Source organism: Methanobrevibacter curvatus (genome assembly GCF_001639295.1).
Taxonomy (GTDB): domain Archaea; phylum Methanobacteriota; class Methanobacteria; order Methanobacteriales; family Methanobacteriaceae; genus Methanoflexus; species Methanoflexus curvatus.
This window is the reverse complement of the sequence record NZ_LWMV01000194.1, coordinates 1-16,207: the sequence shown is the minus strand read 5'-3', so window position 1 is coordinate 16,207 and position 16,207 is coordinate 1. Positions and strand designations below refer to the sequence as shown.

General features: G+C 24.9%; 14 protein-coding genes. 5 read left to right on the top strand and 9 right to left on the bottom strand.

The window, feature by feature from the left end:
* The first annotated feature begins 50 nt into the window (after nucleotides 1-50).
* The 3 genes from MBCUR_RS07730 to MBCUR_RS07720 all read left to right on the top strand — a co-directional run bounded on the left by MBCUR_RS07730 (nucleotide 51) and on the right by MBCUR_RS07720 (nucleotide 1,612).
* Entirely contained in the window at nucleotides 51-380 is a 330-nt protein-coding gene (locus MBCUR_RS07730) for a hypothetical protein (protein WP_169805818.1), read from the top strand.
* Nucleotides 373-744 carry a DUF2283 domain-containing protein gene (locus MBCUR_RS07725; RefSeq protein WP_067092261.1) on the top strand — a complete coding sequence of 124 codons (372 nt, stop codon included), beginning with the start codon at nucleotides 373-375 and terminating at the stop codon, nucleotides 742-744. Before MBCUR_RS07730 ends, MBCUR_RS07725 begins: the two co-directional genes overlap by 8 nt.
* Nucleotides 745-1,039: 295 nt before the next feature.
* Complete coding sequence (locus MBCUR_RS07720) at nucleotides 1,040-1,612, top strand: BRO-N domain-containing protein (RefSeq protein ID WP_067092259.1); 573 nt, start codon at nucleotides 1,040-1,042, stop codon at nucleotides 1,610-1,612.
* A 118-nt stretch (nucleotides 1,613-1,730) separates the two neighbouring features.
* Here MBCUR_RS07720 and MBCUR_RS07715 read toward each other — a convergent pair whose 3' ends face one another.
* From MBCUR_RS07715 to MBCUR_RS07695, 6 genes are read right to left on the bottom strand one after another with little or no spacing between them, the layout of a single operon-like run.
* Nucleotides 1,731-1,931 (bottom strand): hypothetical protein, encoded by a 201-nt coding sequence (locus tag MBCUR_RS07715; RefSeq protein ID WP_067092257.1) that lies wholly within the window; start codon nucleotides 1,929-1,931, stop codon nucleotides 1,731-1,733.
* Nucleotides 1,910-2,071, bottom strand: coding sequence for a hypothetical protein (locus MBCUR_RS10615; protein WP_169805817.1), 162 nt, complete (start codon nucleotides 2,069-2,071; stop codon nucleotides 1,910-1,912). The genes MBCUR_RS07715 and MBCUR_RS10615 overlap by 22 nt, the downstream gene beginning before the upstream one ends.
* A 3-nt stretch (nucleotides 2,072-2,074) precedes the next feature.
* Nucleotides 2,075-2,266 carry a hypothetical protein gene (locus MBCUR_RS07710; protein ID WP_067092255.1) on the bottom strand — a complete coding sequence of 64 codons (192 nt, stop codon included), beginning with the start codon at nucleotides 2,264-2,266 and terminating at the stop codon, nucleotides 2,075-2,077.
* 55 nt (nucleotides 2,267-2,321) lie between these two features.
* On the bottom strand, nucleotides 2,322-4,166 hold the full coding sequence (locus MBCUR_RS07705) for a hypothetical protein (protein ID WP_157077709.1): 1,845 nt from the start codon (nucleotides 4,164-4,166) through the stop codon (nucleotides 2,322-2,324).
* An 11-nt stretch (nucleotides 4,167-4,177) separates the two neighbouring features.
* Nucleotides 4,178-7,513, bottom strand: coding sequence for an Eco57I restriction-modification methylase domain-containing protein (locus MBCUR_RS07700; protein WP_067092251.1), 3,336 nt, complete (start codon nucleotides 7,511-7,513; stop codon nucleotides 4,178-4,180).
* Between the two features lie 4 nt (nucleotides 7,514-7,517).
* A complete protein-coding gene (locus tag MBCUR_RS07695; RefSeq protein WP_067092248.1) occupies nucleotides 7,518-10,685 on the bottom strand; it encodes a helicase-related protein in 3,168 nt (1,055 codons plus the stop codon).
* Nucleotides 10,686-10,912: 227 nt separating this feature from the next.
* Here MBCUR_RS07695 and MBCUR_RS07690 point away from each other — a divergent pair, with 227 nt between their 5' ends.
* Together MBCUR_RS07690 and MBCUR_RS10410 are read left to right on the top strand one after the other, a co-directional pair.
* On the top strand, nucleotides 10,913-11,239 hold the full coding sequence (locus tag MBCUR_RS07690) for a hypothetical protein (RefSeq protein WP_157077708.1): 327 nt from the start codon (nucleotides 10,913-10,915) through the stop codon (nucleotides 11,237-11,239).
* A 283-nt stretch (nucleotides 11,240-11,522) separates the two neighbouring features.
* The gene (locus MBCUR_RS10410; protein WP_157077707.1) at nucleotides 11,523-11,675 is read left to right on the top strand and encodes a hypothetical protein; all 153 of its coding nucleotides are present in this window, start codon (nucleotides 11,523-11,525) and stop codon (nucleotides 11,673-11,675) included.
* Nucleotides 11,676-12,259: 584 nt separating this feature from the next.
* Here MBCUR_RS10410 and MBCUR_RS07685 read toward each other — a convergent pair.
* The 3 genes from MBCUR_RS07685 to MBCUR_RS07675 all read right to left on the bottom strand — a co-directional run bounded on the left by MBCUR_RS07685 (nucleotide 12,260) and on the right by MBCUR_RS07675 (nucleotide 15,848).
* Entirely contained in the window at nucleotides 12,260-13,909 is a 1,650-nt protein-coding gene (locus MBCUR_RS07685; protein WP_169805816.1) for a right-handed parallel beta-helix repeat-containing protein, read from the bottom strand.
* 235 nt (nucleotides 13,910-14,144) lie between these two features.
* Complete coding sequence (locus MBCUR_RS07680) at nucleotides 14,145-14,651, bottom strand: DUF4411 family protein (RefSeq protein WP_067092243.1); 507 nt, start codon at nucleotides 14,649-14,651, stop codon at nucleotides 14,145-14,147.
* A gap of 6 nt (nucleotides 14,652-14,657) precedes the next feature.
* Nucleotides 14,658-15,848 (bottom strand): ImmA/IrrE family metallo-endopeptidase, encoded by a 1,191-nt coding sequence (locus tag MBCUR_RS07675; protein ID WP_067092241.1) that lies wholly within the window; start codon nucleotides 15,846-15,848, stop codon nucleotides 14,658-14,660.
* Nucleotides 15,849-16,207 lie beyond the last annotated feature (359 nt).

Sequence of the window (16,207 nt, the reverse complement as noted above, 5' to 3'; positions counted from 1 at the left end):
TGTTATAATTATTTAATCTAATTAATATGCGAATATTCAGGACTATATTGGTGATTGTTATTAAGTATACTGTTAGTGATATGGAATTTATTCTTGAAAAATTAAGAAATAATAAACATATTATTATAACAGATTCAGAACATTTTCTTGATAACACAAAGAGAAAATATTGTGAATATGATACAGTTTATAACTTGATTAAAAATGATTTGCCAGTTTATATGAAAATTTCCAAGAATAATAAATTTCTTGTATTTTATAATCATCCAGAATCTGATAAATATCATGTTAAAGTTGTGATATTTATTAAAAGCCTTGATGAGATTAGATTAGTAACTACTTTTCCAACTGAAAGAAGGAGGGGAAAATTCCATGATTAAAGAACCAATATTAGTAGATTATAAATATGATTCTACTGTTGATGCATTGTCTATTAAAGTTAAAACTTATGAACATGAAAGAAGTGTTGAATTAACTGATGATGTTATTATGGACTTTAACAAGGATAATGAGTTTGTTGCATTAGAAATACTTAATGCATCATATGTACTTGATGTTGATGAATCCAGCCTTGAAAATATTCGTGATATTAGCTTATCTGTTAAAGTAACTGATTATGTAATATTTGTTAATGCCATTTTTACTCTTCCAGTGAGTAATCATGAAGAAATCAAAGTGACTAATGCAAGTATTGCCAATGACATTAACTTGCCTAAATGGGATGCTAATTTAGTAACAGCATAAAAATTCTTTTTTAATCCAGTTTAAATTATAGTCAATTAAAACATATGTTTTTTGACTCTCATTAAAAATATATTTTATACTTAATATTAGCATTGTCAAAAACTTAGTTGATTTCAAATTTATTTTTTACTAATTTTCCTATTTCTTTATCATTTACTTAGAAAAAAATAATATACTGACGTATAAATTAAAATTAAAGATTAATAAAATAATAATTTATAAAGAAAATAAGCAAAAAATTATAATTAAGGCTTTAAAAATTTAAAAAAGAATATTATGAAAAGGTTTTGATGTAATGTCAAAGAAAAACAGCATAAAATTGTTTGAAGATAGGGAAATTAGAGCAGTTTGGGATGAAAATGAGGAAGAATGGTTTTTTTCAGTCATAGATGTTGTAGGAATTCTTAGCGAAAGTGAAAATCCTAGAAACTATTGGAAAGTGCTTAAAAAGCGTTTGAAAGATGAAGGAAATGAACTGGTTACAAATTGTAACCGTTTGAAACTCCCTGCAAAAGATGGGAAAATGAGATTAACTGATGTCGCTGATAGTGAACAGATATTAAGGATAATTCAATCAATACCCTCACCAAATGCAGAACCATTTAAACAATGGTTAGCTAAAGTCGGTAAAGAAAGACTTGATGAAATAGCAGACCCCCAATTAGCTATTGAAAGAGCAATAAGCAACTATCGTAAAAAAGGTTATTCTGAAGAATGGATAACACAAAGATTAAAAACAATAGAGTTTCGAAAAGACCTAACAGCAGAATGGAACAGGTCAGGGGTGAAAGAAGGGTTAGAATATGCATTACTCACAGATGAAATTACTAAAGCATGGTCAGATATGACGAGGCTGTCAATTTGTTAGTTGGTAAGAAAAATTTCTCTTCTAAAAATCAAGTATTTGCAAATTCAAGCTTAAAATTCAAGCTTAAAAATTCTACCAACTAACAAATTGACAGTCCCGACATGACAACAAAAGTAAACTATAATTCTTCTTTAAGCATATTTATAGAATCTCCATTATAATAATTCCAGCCATGTTTTTCTAACAATTGATTAATCCCAGTATCTCTTAGAATATTAGATATTTCATTTATTACCTTAAATTTACTCTGAATAATACTATTAAATGTTAATCTTATAGTATATTTTTTAAAAGAATCTAACACTTTTTCTGAAAACAATTTTTCTTCTCGTAATTAGATCCTAATTCTATGAAAAACTGAAAAGCAAGATTCTCCTGATTTATAAAATTCCAAGGATTAAATCTAAAAACAATTGGAATACTATTATTATTTTCAATTTGGATCCAATCTATAGCCATATATTATAGATGACTTACCTGAACCCATTCTCCTAATAATCCAATAACTAAACTATCACTTAATTTATATTCTAAAATTAATTTACCTAATTTCTTTGAGAACTCTTTTCTATCTAAAATGTCTTCAGACATTAAATTTATAGGTTTATCATTGTTTATTAAATTAAAATAATTTTTCAAATTTTCTTTTTCCAATATATTACCTAACAAACGGTGCTTAAATCTTAAACCATGCCATCTAATCCAATATTTAAGCAAACACAACTATTTTTATATTTCTAATAATTTCTTCATTTTTAGATGTTATAAATTCAATTTTTTGTAAATTTTGTTCCATCTGTTTAAATGCATCTCTTAATGCTTTTTTTTGATATTTCGCCTGTATAAGCAAAATTTTCAATTCTTCCCTGTAAAAACCAATAGCAAATCCATCAAAATCAGTGATTAAATTCCTATTTTCATCATAAACTAATATTGGATTCATAGCAACTAGCAATTTTCCAGTATGGTCAATTTCTTTTAAAATTCCAATTAAAGACTTTATTTCATTACATCTATGTTTATGCACTCTTTTAAATTCATTATTACTGCAGAAAAGATCATTTTGTCCTTGAAAAATATTTGATAATTCCTTTGAAGCATTACTAGCACCAGAAGATGGTAATATATTATATTTGTAATATTTATCATCAAATTCAAAATATAATTTATCTTTTGTTATAACTTTTAGAATATCAATAGTCAAATACTCAAAAGGTTTTTTAAAAATGCTTTTTAATAATTCTTTTTTATTTGGAATTTCATTTTTCAACTTTTCATATAACTCAACCAATTGTTTAATAACCATACCTAAAATCTTAAAATTCTTTTCAAAATTACCCTCATTCTCAAATTTAATATTTATTACAAAAAGTTTCTTTGAAGGAGATGATTGGAATGTTAATATACAATAACTTTTTCCAAATTTCTTATTCCACTTTTTTTCTTCATCAAACGATAAATATTTTTTAAATATGGAAAATAAATCTTTATCTATACTTATATCGAAAAAAATCTGAAAAATAGTATGTTTATTGTATTTACGATTTGGTAAAAAAGTATCTTTAGAATATAAATGTTCTTCAACAGTACCCATCTTAGATAAATCTTTCTTTTCGAGTTTTTTATAAATATTTTTAGAATGGATGCCTAATTCACTTATAGAATGTTTAGAATGATAAAAACTTGTAGACAACAAATCATCAAATGAATCTAATGTTTTGACTATTTGACTTTCAGGATTGATAAAAATTTCATTATAATACTCTTCAAAGTTGAAAAAAACTAAAGGTAAATCAAAAGAAAGAGGAATAGGGGCATATTGTGAATCTAAAAATAAATAAGAGATTTGTCTTATTCTTCTGAAAAGAGATATTAATTTTATTCTCTTCACCTCAATTTCTGACTCTTTTTGTTTAGTGAAATAAAAATCATGAACCTCTTGTAAAAAATCTATGAATTCATCAGTATCCTCAATTCCTTCAAGATTTGATCTTTTATATCTGTTTAATAAAAAGGAAATTAAAATTTTATGAACACTATAAATATCTTCATTACCCAAAATTTCTTTAAAGAACTTCCTTTTTGATTTTGTTAGTTTGTTAGTTTTGCATTTTATTCCATCATAAAAAACTTTTTTAAATTTCTTATTTTTTAATAATAATTTTAAAAACCCCCTCTCAGAAGCAAATGTCCCAGGTAAATGTCCTGAATTAAACATTAATACCCACATCTGTAATATATCACCACCAGAGGGCTTAAACTTTTTAAAAGATTTTTGATTAGTTTTTAAACCTAACCCTTTGGCTATTTCTAAAGAACATAATTGATTTATAATATTCAATTGTAAAACTACGTATTCCCATCTTGGATGATGTGTTCCTTCATGAACATTTCTGATAACTCCCAATTGGTCTATTTCTTTCAATCTCTTAATGTGGTTAAATTTATTGTTTTGTTCTAACAAGATATAACATTGACTCGTAAATTCATATAATCTTACATTAACATTCCCCAATTTCGAAAACGAATAATTAAAATTAATTGTTTCTACCATAAAAGCACCATCTAAATATTTCCCTCAATAATCTTAATCTCCTTATGATTTAAATCATATGATTCATAAACAAGATTATTAATCTTATCTTCATAACTATTAATATTTTCTTTTGAATCGATAATTAAATCAATATTAAGAGTTATCTCTTTCTCAATATCCATAGATAATTTATTAATTAATGGAATCTTTAGTAATGGTTCCTGATCTAACTGATAATTATTTCCTTGCATTTTACCCATATATTTAAGCCAAAATTGTATTAGTTTTGAATTTAAGATAGCTGTTAAAACTTTTAAATCAAATTTATCCGTTTTTATAATGTTAAATGTCTGTGAAACATATGCATCAAAATCAACATAAGTAAATGCTGGTTTCTGACACTTCCTTGCGACAATTATCTTTTCTCCTAAAAATATTTCTTCTTTTCTAGCTCTATGAAGCCCATAAGGTTTATTATCAGATGTAATCACCTCTTTGAACTTATCTAAATGTTTTTTAATATTAGGATAGTTTGAAATTTTCTTATTAATATCTGATTTTGTATATATTAACCAATAATCATTTTTAATATCAGCATAATATCTAAATAGCTCTTCAGTAGTGTAATAAGGTTTAATTAATGACAATTCTTTTTTATTCAAGTTTAATTTATTTTTTTCATCATCTGATAGGACAAAAATTCCTGCACCTACTTCCTTTTCCATATTTATCTTTTTAGCATTTCTTTTATTTAGAAAATCTTGATGCACATCTGCTCCAGTGAAAATTTCATTTTTAGTTAAATAAGTTACATTATTTTCTTTAATTTTATTTATAACCTGTGAAATAGATTTTTCTAAAAATATGAAATAATTATTTTTGAATAGTTTTCTATTAAAAAGAGATTTGAATTTATTAAATTGTTCTGTTTTTTGATTGGAATATAAAAATTCTACTAAATCGTTAATATCAATATCATCATAAAGTAATTGAGAATAATCTAGCTCAAATTCATTCTCCTCATCATTTTTTCTCATTATATAAATCATTGTTTGTATTCCGGCATCAAAAACCTTGTAATTTCCAAAATTTAAGAATGTGTCTATGTGTCCTTCACTGTCTACTTTATTTCTAAACTTCGAAGCTCCTGAATTAGTAATCCAATTGTTAGGAGCTATAAAACTCACAACCCCATTATTTTTACAAATATCTAAACCTACACAACCGAAAAAGTACCATAAATCCATTTTTCCTTGATAATATGGAGAATCTCTTAGTCCATCGAAAGCGGCTCTATTAGTTGGTTCTTTAACATAAGGTGGATTTCCTATAACAATATCAAATCCTTGATTTTTCCCACTAAATACTTCAGAAAATTCTAAATTCCATAATAAAAATGGTTTATCAACAACATTACGATATTTATCTATTTTTTCTATTTTAGAACTATTACCAGACTCTTTCAAATATTCTGTAATGATTTCCCATTTTAAATTATCAATATCCACCCTAAGTGTCTTTTTCTTAGTTACTATATCTGTGTTGAAAAATTGATTCTTTTTCTTTTCTAATAGCTTAAATTTCTGCTGTGATTCCCTATAAAAATTCAACGATTTTTGAAAGCCTTCTTTTAAAGTGTTAAATAATTCTACTCCTTCAAAAGTATCTATTAAAGAATTTCCACATAATATTTGATTATCTAAATTAGGTAAAGCATTAATATAATCAATATTATCTTCATCTACCACAAGAGATAACCAGAATCTTAATTTCGTAATGTCTGTTGCAGAAAAATCTTTATCTACTCCATACAAAGAATTCTCAATTATCTCTTTTTTAAGTTTATAATAATCAATTAAATCATCATTTATTAGCTGTAAAATTGAAATAGCTTTTACAATCTCATTCATCATTCCAACAGGAAATGCACCAGAACCAACAGCAGGGTCAACAACTTTAACCTCCCGTAATAATATTTCTAATTCTTTAGAGTTATCTATAATTGAGTCAGCCAATTCTAACTTAGTGAATGATTTACCATTATATATTTTAGCTTCTTCTTGACGAGCAATAATAGATTCGATTGCTACATCACCATTTTCTATGAATTTTCTTAAATCAACTTTAGAAATATCTGTATTATTGCTTAAATAAGATATTAAACTTTGTTGACACATATAATGAACAATTTCACGAGGAGTGTAATATTTTCCCTCATTTTTTCTGTCATTAGATAATTTTTCAAGTACTTTTCCTAACATTTCTGGATCAACAGCAACTTCTTTATCTAATGGTTGATCTTCCATTACAGTGAAATTAAAAAGGTCAAATGTATCTAAAATATTCTTAAATATTTCATTTTTTAAATTTATGTCCGTATTTTTCCAATTATATCCATTAATAGCTTCAAAAAGACCACCATTTAAAAAAGGAACTTTACATTGAAATTTACTGTAATGATAATCATCAACAGCTTCAGAAAAACCTTTATAAAAAAGAGGTTCTAAAATATCATTGAAAAAATTACTATATTCTATAAATTCTTTATCATATAATTTTCTAAGGAAGTTTCTAGGACCTGAACCAAATTTTTCATCTTTTTTAACTCCAAGCCATCCTTTTTTCTGAAGGAAATAAATAAAAACTAGCTGTCCAAGTAATTTTTTAGTAAAATCTTCAACTTTAATATTTTTATTTGAAAATTCTTCTTTAATTTTCTCATCAGTACTTAATAAATCTTCTAATGATTTATTTAAATCATTGAAAAGTTTTTCGTATTCCTCAAAGAACTCATCTGTAACATTTTCTATACTGAAACAATTTTCAATTTTTTTTAGTGAAATATTCTTTTCGATAGTTAATAATTCTTTAAATTGACTTTGACAAGTGTAATTTGGTTCATTTGGACCTACAAGGTATGAATGTCTTTTTGCAGGAGTTAATTTTTCTTTTGTTTCATAATCTTCTGTGAATGTGTATTCTAACTTTACAAATGAAAATCTCCAATCTTCTGTGTTTTCTTCTCGAAATGCGACTAATCCTGCAGTTTTATTAGTATTTTTTAAGTTTTTAGCAATTAAATTTCTTTGCATAGCTCTTGCTCTATCAATTGAAGAGTATCTTTTTAATTCAACAACATAAAATCCTATAGATTCATTTTTATTAAAATTATAATCTCCAATTTCAAAAATGGAATTAATATAATCAGAAAAGCCTTTTCCAGTAAAATTAATTATATTTTTAGAATTTTCATGAATAGATGATGAATCATTGAATAATTCTTTAATAAAGTTTTTAAACTTGTATTCATCGAACTTTCCACCAAATGTGCTTTTTACTAACTTTTTTGCAGAATTACTATCCATCTAATCACTCTTTTATTAAATATTCAGATAAAATTATCTCTTTTGGTTTATCATTCCCAGTTATTACACTTCTCGTATTTACATACATAAATTCATCTAGATTATTAGAAATTGTTTGATATATTCTAAATTCATTTTTATCTTTGATATTTTTTATTTCTTGAAGAGTATTTTTAATTGACTTTTTTGAAATTGAACCTTCATCAATTAAATCAATGTAACTATTACATTTTTCCACTTCTTCATCTGTAAATCTATGATAACCTTTTAAAGCCATTAAAAAGTCCCTTAATTTTTTATCATTCTTAGACATCTTAGTTGGTTCTTCATTTTCTACTTTAAAGAACTTTCCAAACTCTTTTTTATTTTCATATAATAATTTATAGAAATCTTTTGATATTTTTTCTCTTTTTGTATTCTCTTCTGCTTTTAATATCTCTATTGCACCTTCAAAGTCTAAATCTATTACTTCATCTCCCTTATTAAGATAAGTTTTTGTAAGTGGTCCTTTTCTAAAAAATGTGAACAATCCTCTATTTTTAATTTTTCCATTATTTGTTTTCTTTGAAGACCTTGCTTTTTTAGGTAATTTTTTAATTTTTTCCCAAAGTTCTCTCTTTTTATCGTCATCACGTATATTTCTAATGAAGTTTAAGTATTCAAGCTCTAAATCTACTTCTTCTTCACCCACTATTGATTCTTTCGAGTTTAATTTAGAAAATAGCTCATGGAATTGTATTTCTTCGTCTGCAAGTAATTTTGAATCAGTTCCCAGCATTTCTATAAATGCTTCCAGTTTTGATTTTGCAGCATCTTCTAAAGATAGATGTTCACTGATATGGCTTGCTGGGAAGAAATTGTATATGAATATCTCTTTAAAACTTGTGTTTACCCTTTGAACCCTACCTACTCTTTGCATCATCCTTGTAGGATTCCATGGAATGTCGTAGTTTACAACCACATTTGCTTGATGTAAGTTCATACCCTGAGATAAAACCTCTGTTGTGATTAAAATTCTGTAGTCATCTTTTTTATCATGTGCATTTCCATCAAAATTATCAATTATTACATATTTATCATCTGATGGTGAGCTTCCTGCAAAACCAAAGACTTTATTATCAAATTTCGGATTTAAATTTTCAACTAGATATCTCATGGTTTCTTCTGATTCAGTAAACACAACAACTTTATTTTGAAGGTTTTTATCATTTTCAAGTTTTTCAATAAAAGCATTTAACTTAGGATCATTATCTACATCTTTCCAAAGTTTTTCTATTTCTTTTAAAGTAGCTAAATCTGATTGTAAATCTATAATAAACTGTTTATTAAATTTATCAGTAGAATAAGTTTCTGCATCTCCTTTTTCAACTAAATCATCTATTTTTTCAAAATTTTCTTCATCTATATATTGATAAATCTTATTAATCTTTTTCTTTGAGATGTATACATTGCCATCATTAAATGTTTCTATAAATTTCTCATATGCATAAATAAATCTTCCAATAGACTTTTTAAAAGCTTGAAAACTACTTTCTAATCTTTTAAATAACAGGGTTTTCATAAATTTACCCATGTTAATTTGAGGTCCTTTTACTTTATTTAATTCTCCAGTATCATTTAAATAAAGTAAAGGAGTATATCTTGAATAATTTAATTCTTCTAAAATCTTTTTTAAGGTTTCATTAAATACTTTATCAAGTTTATCATCTAATTCATAGATTACTGAAACAGGATCATTAACATCTGGAAAGCTCAAATCTTGTTTTTCAAGGTCTTTTGAATAATATTTAATAATACCAGTTCTTGTTCTTCTAACCATTACATGTCTTAAAACATTTTCCCTAATATCTTTAGAATATTCTTTTAAACTTTCAAGATATTCATCTTGATTCTTATTTTTTAACTTTACTAAGTTTTTTAAGATATTATTAAAGTAATTTTCTAAATCTCTTACTTTTGGATTAGGTAAAGTTGAATTGTGAGCATTTTGGAATAATTTAAGTTGGGCTAAAATATCAGAAGGACTATTATTATAAGGAGTAGCTGTAACTAATATTACTCTTTTTCCCCTACAAATCTTATACAATGAATCATATCCCACAGTATTTTCATTTCTAAACTCATGTGCTTCATCAATTATTACAGTATCATATTTTTCATGCCCATCTTTAAGTAAATGTTCTAATTTTCCCTTAGAACAAGGCTCTAAATGATAGTTAAAATCGATAGAAGCATTAGTCCAAGAACCAGGATTTGATCTTTTCAGTAAATTAGGTGGAGCTATAACAAGAGTTTTTCCTCTTAATTCTTTAGCCAACATTATTCCCATATATGTTTTTCCAAGACCTACAACATCTGATAAGAAAACTCCACCATGAGTAGCTATTTTTTTCTTTGCTTCAACAACAGCATGCCATTGATACTCTAAATCCATAAATTCTTCTGGAATTTCACGATTAACATTTTTCATCAAATCCAAGTTAATATCTTCCTTAAAATATTCATATAAAAACTTTAAAAACAATTCATAAGGAGTTATTTCATCATTTAACCATGTTTTTTTAGTAATCGTTTCAACATAAGGATCACTAACATCAACAGCTTCCTCCCATAACCCATCAAATTTTTTAATAGCAAACTCATAATCTGAGCTGTCTTTTAATTCAACATTAAATTCTAAATTGTCTTGAAGCCCTGATTTTGTAAAATTACTTGAACCTGTGATAACCCTACCTTTATCTCTATCACTTTTAGAAAAAGTACTAATATATAATTTAGCATGAATATTTCCATCCCTATATGCTTTAATTTCAAGTTTTCCTGATTTTAACCATTCAATGAATTTTTTTATTCCAGTTTCAACATCCAAAGAATCTTTTGAATTATCAATTTCATCTTTAATTTTATTTGAAAATTTTTCTTTTGTTTGTGAATGAGATAATGTCATTTTAGATTTTTGAATTAAGTTATAAGTATGTTTATCTGTACTTATACCTACTAAAATTCTTATCTTTTCAGTATTTTTAAGAGATTTATAAAGTTTATAAAATCCACTTGTATAAAAATAACCTACTAAGCAATCAAAATATTCAGTATCCTTAATTAAATCATTGAACCTATCTACTAATTTATTATTCTCTTCATTTGTAATAAATGTTGTATCAGTTGACATTTTATCCCCTTGGATTAATTTTATTTTACAATATTATATAAATATGGTGTTAGAAAGTCCATGAAACTTTGAGCTTAATACAGTCTTTTTTTATAGTTTTCATGGAGTATAAATTATAAAAATTAAAAATACAATCTAATAATTATTTTAAATAAATTTAAAGGTTTTTTAAACCTAAATATTTAAATAATGGCACTTACATATATTTCATTGTGATAAAAATGAAAATGCCATTAGTTCACGATAAAGAAGACCCAAAATGTAATTTGTTAGACTTAATATTTATAGATATCGATTCTAGAGAAACTCGACAAAAATTAAGTCGGAACGGAATAAAACCAGCAAATACTGCCGTAAATGCAATAAAAATTAGAGTAATATCCATGTTTTATAGAATAAATATTAAGTATGTTGTCAATGAAATAAATAAGAAAGAAGAATTAAGAAACAATTTTAAATTTAACTCGACTTTAGATTATAACCAGTTATCAGAGATTTTTTCACGATTTGATGAATTACAAATTTTGGAATTCACTTTAAAAACAATTAAATAAAGAATTTAAAGGAAACAAAAGAAAAAATAAGAAAATTATCATTGATGCAACTGATATGCAGTTTAAAATTAATCTTGAAAAACAATTTTATTCAAAAGAAGAACTAGAAAAAAGGGTTTAAAATCGGTTATTCAGCCTCAAAAGCTATTATATTGGTGGAAAACTAACAACAACAATGAATTATGACACTTTTCAACCATTAACCATGCTATTTTATCAAGGCACTGTTAATGACACCAAAATATTTCCTGAAATCCTTGAAAACTTAAAATGAAGAAGAATATTGAAAAATGAAGACATGATACTTGCTTATAAAGGCTATTTCAGCTACGAAAATTATTATATGGGTTTAATGGAACATAAAATCATTCCTTTAATCAGAAACAAGAAAAACATCCATAAAACTAAAATTTTCACCCAATTCAACTATCTTTAGATGTTTTTAAAGACAAAAAACCTCTAAAAAAAGTTTACCAGAACTTAGTCCGTAAATTTAACAAATCATATGATAAATGGAACAAATTAAAATCAATAAGGAGCAAAATAGAAGATTTTAATAAATTCTTCAAATGTATCGGTTATGAACAAGTACTCGCTTACACATACAAACCTGTAATTAAAACCACTTATTTAAGTGTACTTTTAGCAGAATTAATTGTTTCTAAGCTAAAACCCGATAGCAAACTACTACAACAGATGGCTGAAATGTAAAAATCTAGCAACCCTATTTCTAAATAATATAATCAATTTTAATTACATAATCATATATGATTACACACTTTTTGAATCAATTTAAAGCAAATTTATTAAAAACTAATTCAATAGCTTTAAAATAGATAAATAACCATTATAACTTACTAAATCCTAAATTATCTCATTTTATCTAATAGCCCATTATAAAACAGCAAAAAAATAGTTATTAAAAATAAAAATAGCTATTAAAAATAAAAAAATATTTTACTTTTTTGAAAAAACATATATTTTTTAGAAGTTCAATAAAAACATAAGTTTATAAATAATTTATTCCTCTCTTTTTCTTTTATATAAAAATCCTATGGCTAAAACCCCTATTAAAACTATGGAAACAATAGCTAAAAAGTAAGGATTATCTTTAATAATTGATTCAAAATCATCATCAAGCACATTTAATATTTTTCCTTGGCTAGAATCTTTTTGTTTTTCTGTATTTCCTTTACTTGATGATGTTCCTGATGGAAGACTACTGGAAGATAATTGATTTTTTGGCTTTAAATCGTTACCCAAATTTTCTCCTGGATTGTTATCCCCAGAATTATCAGAAGAACCATCACCATTGCCTGTATTTCCGTCTCCTCCACCATTACCATTTTCACCATTTCCGCTTCCACCATTACCATTTCCTGAACCACCATTACCATAGAAATCATTAGGAAGTTTAATGTTTGCATTTTTATTTAACTCTAAAAACTCAACATCAGCATAGGACTTTAAATTGTATTGATCTAAATTTGTATTATCTGTAAAATTAAAAATAGCTATTCCATCAACCATATTAGCATACTGTTGATTTAAATAGCTCCCATGATTATCAAAAACTGCAGCAACTGTCATATCAGGTAAATTTGAAGCTATTTGGTTGTTTCCATAGGTAAATACCCCAATAAAAAGTCCAGGAACAATATTACCATATTGATTTTTGTAGGGAATTAAATTGTATTGAATTAGTTCTCCATTTAATTTTGGACATACTCCTGACTTTGACTGCTCATTCGCACCAAACCAATTTGCACCTACACTTATTCTATTGTAATTAGATTCTCTAACTAAAATATTAAAATCTGTGTTGTAAACTACTCTATTAAAGCTAATGTCTTTTTTATTTGTATCAACATAATGATAAGTAAAGCTTATTCCTTTATAATTTCTTAAAATAGTGTTTGTTTTTATTTTTAAATTAGTATTTTCATTAGAATCTAATTTTATACCATAGTCATTGTTAGAAGATATTGTATTGTAAAGGATTATGAGATTTTTTGCAGATTTTGTTGTGATTATTCCATTTTCATTTTTATTAATTGTGTTATTAATAATTTGAGTAGAAATTGAATTTTCATGTTCTATTCCAGTTTGAATATTGTTTTCGATTATATTATGATTAATAATAGTATTAATAGAATCTTTTAAATAAATCCCATGATTTTTATTTTGTTTAATATTGTTGTTTTTTATATTAATTGAATTAGAATTTAATATTCCCAATCCAATATTTGAATTTACTAAATCATTGTTAGAAATCTGAATATTCGACGAGTTGTAAATGTAAATAGCTAAATTTTTAGATGCAATATTGTTATTTTTAATTGTAAGATTTTTAACTCCATTAATATAAATTGCATTATCCTTGTTGTTAATTAAATTAAATCCTGAAATAACTGTTCCAGATGATTTAGAATTTAATTGAAAAATAGGTTTAGTTAAACCATTATTAAGGATTTTAGTATTTGAGCTACTGAGGATATTTAAGTTTTTATTAATAATCAAGGTTATATTTTCATAATTTTTACCTAAAAATTTAACAGTATCTCCAGAATTAGAACTATCAATTATTTTTTGGATTTGTTGATTTAAAGACTCATTTGATATATTATAATAAGAAGAATCTTGTACATCCACAGCTATCACTGAAGACATGCAAACAAATGAAAATATAATTATACTTAAAAGAACTGAAAGTTTTTTATAATTCATAGCAACCATTATCTTATTACTTATTTTATTATTTATTTTATTAATATATAAGTTATCTAATTAATTTATTAAGGTTATTATTATTTTATTTAATTAATTTATTTAATTATATTATTAATATTTATTTAATTAACTTTTAATTAACTTTTGCCAATTACAATTTTAGTAGAAAGCTCATCTAAAATCTAAGTCTATTCTCTATGAAAAAATCTTTTATTCCAATGCAATTCACATTTAATTCTTTACAAACATGGGGGATGTTGTACTGATTTTTAGGACTTTCTGTTGTTACAATAGTAGAACCATGCTTTAATCCATGACAAATTAAAAGTGGATCAGCAACAGCCACACCTTCACCCCATTCTTTCTGTAAAGACCATTCAATTGTTTTATTATTTTGGTTTTTTAAAGTTATTTTAGAATAAATTTTTAGACTTTCAATTTTAGCCATTTCTTCTTCTTCATTTGATTCTAGTTCTTTATAAAAAACATGTTTATGTTTGGTATTTATTTTATCCCAAAATATTTTATGTTCCTTACTAGTTATCTCTTCTTGAACCTCAGTAATTGACATAATATTATTATTTTCAATTAAACCATTTATATCCTTCCAAAGAGTGATAAATACTTCTGGAAAATAGTGATTTTGTAATGCAAGAAGGACATTTGTATCTAAAACATACATAGAAAATCATCCATATAAAACATCATGTAATTTGTCAATTTTATCTACAGGAATGTCTAAATATCGCATAAATCTAGATGAGCTAATTAAATTATTTTCGTATGCATTTAAAATAAATCTTGTGTAAGGTTGACCTTCATATTTCTTTTTTTTAGCAGGTTTTGACATTCCTCCACCATTAGATTTTTTATTCCTTTGGGCTTGTCTTTCTTCTTTAATCTGGTTTTTCTCTGTAATTTCATTAATTTTCTGTTTAACTTCATTTTGTCCAATTTTACCAATATTTGCCAATCGATAAGCGATAACTTGTTGACTAACACCATATATATTAGATAAGCCAGAGTAATTAATGTTTCCGTTATTGTAAAAAATTATATTATTTTTTAAAGTATCTTTAGGAACCAAAACCTCTGCAGCAACTTTGTTACAAAATGTTTCATTAGAATTATGTATATCCACATCACAAATAGTTGACTCTCTCATTACTAAATGGCTTAACTCATGTATTAAAGTAAATATTCTTCGATTATATGAATCTTTACCATTGAGTAAAATTATAGGACATAAATCAAAATATAAAGACATTCCACTCATTTCACTTTTGGAAACTTTTTCAGTTTCAAATACTAATACACCTAAATCTGCAAGTCTTTCTTTCCATTGATATAAAAACATAGAATGGTCATATTTAGGTTTATCATTATCATTTTTTAGCCAGTTTTTTTGTGTCTCAAAAGGAATTTCAAGGAAATTTCTAATATGTTTACCTAAATCTTTATAATTAATCTCTTTATAATTAGGCTTTTTAGAAGAACTTTTATTTTTAAAAACAAATCTAGAAAAATCAGGTAGAATATTTCCCATTTCAGTATTTAAATTTAGAAAAATGTTTCTCCTATATTTCACTCTTCTAATTTCTAGATTTAACTCATAACTATATTCTTCAATTTTTTCAGGAGACCTAAATTCAATTATGTCTTCTCCTTCTTCTTTTAGAGGTTCTGACATTAAGTAAAAAACTGGAGGTCGTTTATATTTTTTTGCCAAATTTCGCAAATCTTTCCATGTTGGCTGTTTAGTTCCTTCTTCCCACTCTTTTGCATCCTTTAATATTTGTGGCAACTGATAAAAAGACAAGCCAATTTCTTCTCTTGCCTTTTTAATCATTAAAGGATTAACTTTTACTCTATAAACCATTTAATCATCCATAAAATTTTAAATTTTCATCATTAAAGAGAATTAAAAATTTAATTAAATTATTATTTTTATACTCTTAATAAGTAAATTTTTTTAATTGTTATTTAAAATATTATTTTATTATAATTTATTATTTCCAGATATTAAATTTAATAAATTGTTTCATGAATTTATTAATTTTATGAAGTACTAATTTAAATACTATTTATATATTTATTTTTCTAATTAATATATTTTAAATATTTTTTTTTAAAATTTAAAATAATTTTAATATTCTAAATATTTTTTTAGTTTTTATTTAACTAATATTAATCTTATTTTCATAAAATTTAGTTTACTTAAAATTTATTTAATTAGAT

What these genes read in the sequence shown, in the direction of transcription:
- MBCUR_RS07725 (WP_067092261.1), top strand. Translation starts at nt 373, where the DNA reads ATGATTAAAGAACCAATATTAGTAGATTATAAATATGATTCTACTGTT.
- MBCUR_RS07720 (WP_067092259.1), top strand. Translation starts at nt 1,040, where the DNA reads ATGTCAAAGAAAAACAGCATAAAATTGTTTGAAGATAGGGAAATTAGA.
- MBCUR_RS10615 (WP_169805817.1), bottom strand. Translation starts at nt 2,071, where the DNA reads ATGGCTATAGATTGGATCCAAATTGAAAATAATAATAGTATTCCAATT.
- MBCUR_RS07705 (WP_157077709.1), bottom strand. Translation starts at nt 4,166, where the DNA reads ATGGTAGAAACAATTAATTTTAATTATTCGTTTTCGAAATTGGGGAAT.
- MBCUR_RS07700 (WP_067092251.1), bottom strand. Translation starts at nt 7,513, where the DNA reads ATGGATAGTAATTCTGCAAAAAAGTTAGTAAAAAGCACATTTGGTGGA.
- MBCUR_RS07695 (WP_067092248.1), bottom strand. Translation starts at nt 10,685, where the DNA reads ATGTCAACTGATACAACATTTATTACAAATGAAGAGAATAATAAATTA.
- MBCUR_RS07690 (WP_157077708.1), top strand. Translation starts at nt 10,913, where the DNA reads ATGCCATTAGTTCACGATAAAGAAGACCCAAAATGTAATTTGTTAGAC.
- MBCUR_RS07685 (WP_169805816.1), bottom strand. Translation starts at nt 13,909, where the DNA reads ATGTCTTCAGTGATAGCTGTGGATGTACAAGATTCTTCTTATTATAAT.
- MBCUR_RS07680 (WP_067092243.1), bottom strand. Translation starts at nt 14,651, where the DNA reads ATGTATGTTTTAGATACAAATGTCCTTCTTGCATTACAAAATCACTAT.
- MBCUR_RS07675 (WP_067092241.1), bottom strand. Translation starts at nt 15,848, where the DNA reads ATGGTTTATAGAGTAAAAGTTAATCCTTTAATGATTAAAAAGGCAAGA.